The following is a 2,769-nucleotide window of genomic DNA, read 5'->3' on the forward strand; positions in this document are numbered from 1 at the left end:
CCCGGCCCCAGGCCCGGCCACCAGTCGGCCACCAGGCCGCTCGCGGCTGCGCGGCCCGGCAGGCGCGAAGCCGGATGCGGGTGGCGGATGAAACGCCAGAAGTCCGCGACTTCGCTGCGAAAGCGCAGTTTGCCGCCAGGCGCGGACTGCCGCAGGTCTGTCATCAGGCCTCGTTGCCGCTATGGAGCTGGCGCGTCGCCAAGGGGAAATCGCCGGCCAGCATCGCTGGCACCACTGCGCGGCAGCGATCGATGACCGCTTCGATCTCTTTTTGCTCTTCGCGGCGTGGCGGATGCAGGACGAAGTCCGCCACCTGTTGGGCCAGGCCCAACGTGCGCGGATGGCCGATGCCGATGCGCAGGCGCCAGAAGTTAGGGCTGCCCAGCGCCGCCTGGATGTCCTTCAGGCCATTGTGGCCGGCGTGGCCGCCGCCCTGCTTCAGTTTCACCTGGCCGGGCATCAGGTCCAGCTCGTCGTGCAGCACCAGCACCTGCTCCGGCGCCAGCTTGTAGAAGCGGGCCAGCGCGCCGACCGCCTGGCCGGAGCGGTTCATGTAGGTGTTGGGCTTCAACAGCAGCACGTTGTCGGCGCCCAGGCGGGACTTGGCCACCATGCCGAAAAAGGACTTCTCCAGCGCAAAAGAAGTGCGCAAGTCGTCCGCCAGATGGTCGGCCAGCCAGAAGCCGGCGTTGTGCCGGGTGGTTTCGTAGTCGGGGCCGGGGTTACCCAGTCCGACGATGAGGCGTATAGGAATAGACATGATGGGGGTGTTTAAACCAAAAAACCCTGCGCATGCAAATGCACACGCAGGGTTTCGGGCTTCAGCCGCGGAAAGCCCAGGGGCTTTCCGGCAGGACTTAGGCGGCCGGAGCTTCGGCAGCGCCTTCGTCAGCGGCAGCGCCGCCCTTGACCACGGCCGTGGCGGCCAGCAGCGGGTTGGCGTCGCCACCGTGGGGGACGTAGGTCACGCCCTTGGGCAGCTTGATGTCGGCCAGGTGGACCGAAGCGCCAGGCAGCAGATCCTTCAGGTCCACTTCGATGAACTGGGGCAGCGCTGCCGGCAGGCAGGTGACTTCCAGTTCGGTCAGGACGTGGCTGATGATGGCGCCGCCCAGCTTCACAGCCGGCGAGACTTCAGCGTTGATGAAGTGGAACGGGACCTTGGTGTGCAGGGCCTGGTTGGCGTCCACGCGCTGGAAGTCCACGTGCAGGACTTGCGGCTTGTAGGCGTGCCATTGAACCGAACGCAGCAGGACTTGCTCTTCCTTGGCTACGCCTTCCAGCGCCATTTGCAGGATCGACGCGTGGAATTCTTCCTTGCGCAGGGCGTGGTAGATCTCGTTGTGGTCGAGTTCGATGTTCAGGGGGGCAGCCGTACCGCCATAAACGATGGCGGGAACGCGGCCCGCGCGGCGCAGGCGGCGGCTCGCACTCGAACCCTGGACGCTACGCGCAGTGGCATTGAATTTCATGGAAAACTCCAAAAACAATAAATGGCGAAGAGACTTCGCCGGTTGGTACACGGCACGCGAAATGCGCGCCGTGTTTGTTGCGCCTTGCCGCGACCAGCAAGGCGCAAAACTCAGTATCCGGACTGCCCGTCCGAGGGACGCCGCGTCTTAATCGACGAACAGCGAGCTGACCGATTCCGCGTTCGAGATACGCAGGATGGTCTCGCCCAGCAGCGCGGCGCACGACAGCTGGCGGATCTTGCCGCTGGCCTGGCCTTGCTCGGAGAGCGGAATGGTGTCGGTGACGACCAGCTCGTCCAGTTCCGACGCTTCAATGCGGTCGATGGCGCCGCCCGACAGCACGGGGTGCGTGCAATAGGCGTAAACGGCGCCGGCGCCGCGGTCCTTCAGGGCCTGGGCCGCCTTGCACAGGGTGCCGGCGGTGTCGACCATGTCGTCCATGATGATGCAGGTGCGGCCGTCGACTTCACCGATGATGTTCATCACTTCCGACACGTTGGCGCGCGGGCGGCGTTTGTCGATGATGGCCAGATCGGCTTCCAGCTGCTTGGCCAGCGCGCGGGCCCGCACCACGCCGCCGATGTCCGGAGACACCACGACCAGGTTCGAGAAATTGCGGCGCCAGATGTCGCCCAGCAAGATCGGACCGGCGTAGATGTTGTCCACGGGGATGTCGAAGAAGCCCTGGATCTGGTCGGCGTGCAGGTCCATCGTCAGGACGCGGTCGACGCCAGCCACTTGCAACATGTTGGCCACGACCTTGGCCGAGATCGCGACGCGCGCCGAACGCGGGCGGCGATCTTGGCGGGCATAGCCAAAGTAGGGAATCGCGGCGGTGATGCGGCCAGCGGAAGCGCGGCGCAAGGCATCGACCATAACCATGATTTCCATCAGGTTGTCATTGGTAGGGGCACAGGTGGGCTGCAGAACGAAGACGTCCTTGCCGCGCACGTTCTCGTTGATTTCGACCATCACCTCGCCGTCCGAGAAGCGACCGACGGTCATCTTGCCCAGGGACATATCGAGGTGGTTGACTACGTCCACGGCCAGCCGAGTGTTGGCCGTGCCCGTGAAGATCATGAAGCTATCGTTTGCCATGATGGATGATGCGATGGTCGTTGTAAGACACTAACGAGGTGATGCGGGGTGCTACGAGACACCAGCGGACCCGGAAAATAAAAAAGCTGCTGAACCCGGGCCAGTGTCTTACAGGCGTGTTCAACAGCTTTTTTATGTATTCGGTTGGCTGGGGAGGAAGGATTCGAACCTTCGCATGCCGGAATCAAAATCCGGTGCC

Annotated in this window: 3 protein-coding genes; all 3 read right to left on the reverse strand. The window is 63.8% G+C overall.

Features of this window, described 5'->3' with window-relative positions; genetic code table 11:
• Positions 1–163 precede the first annotated feature (163 nt).
• A complete protein-coding gene (gene pth / locus VIR09_RS21110; protein WP_332014624.1) occupies positions 164–760 on the reverse strand; it encodes an aminoacyl-tRNA hydrolase in 597 nt (198 codons plus the stop codon).
• Positions 761–857: 97 nt separating this feature from the next.
• Complete coding sequence (locus VIR09_RS21115) at positions 858–1,472, reverse strand: 50S ribosomal protein L25/general stress protein Ctc (protein WP_332014625.1); 615 nt, start codon at positions 1,470–1,472, stop codon at positions 858–860.
• A gap of 147 nt (positions 1,473–1,619) precedes the next feature.
• A complete protein-coding gene (locus VIR09_RS21120) occupies positions 1,620–2,570 on the reverse strand; it encodes a ribose-phosphate pyrophosphokinase (RefSeq protein ID WP_006227587.1) in 951 nt (316 codons plus the stop codon).
• Positions 2,571–2,769: the final 199 nt, after the last annotated feature.

Source organism: Achromobacter sp., assembly GCF_036567245.1.
Classification (GTDB): Bacteria; Pseudomonadota; Gammaproteobacteria; order Burkholderiales; family Burkholderiaceae_B; genus Achromobacter.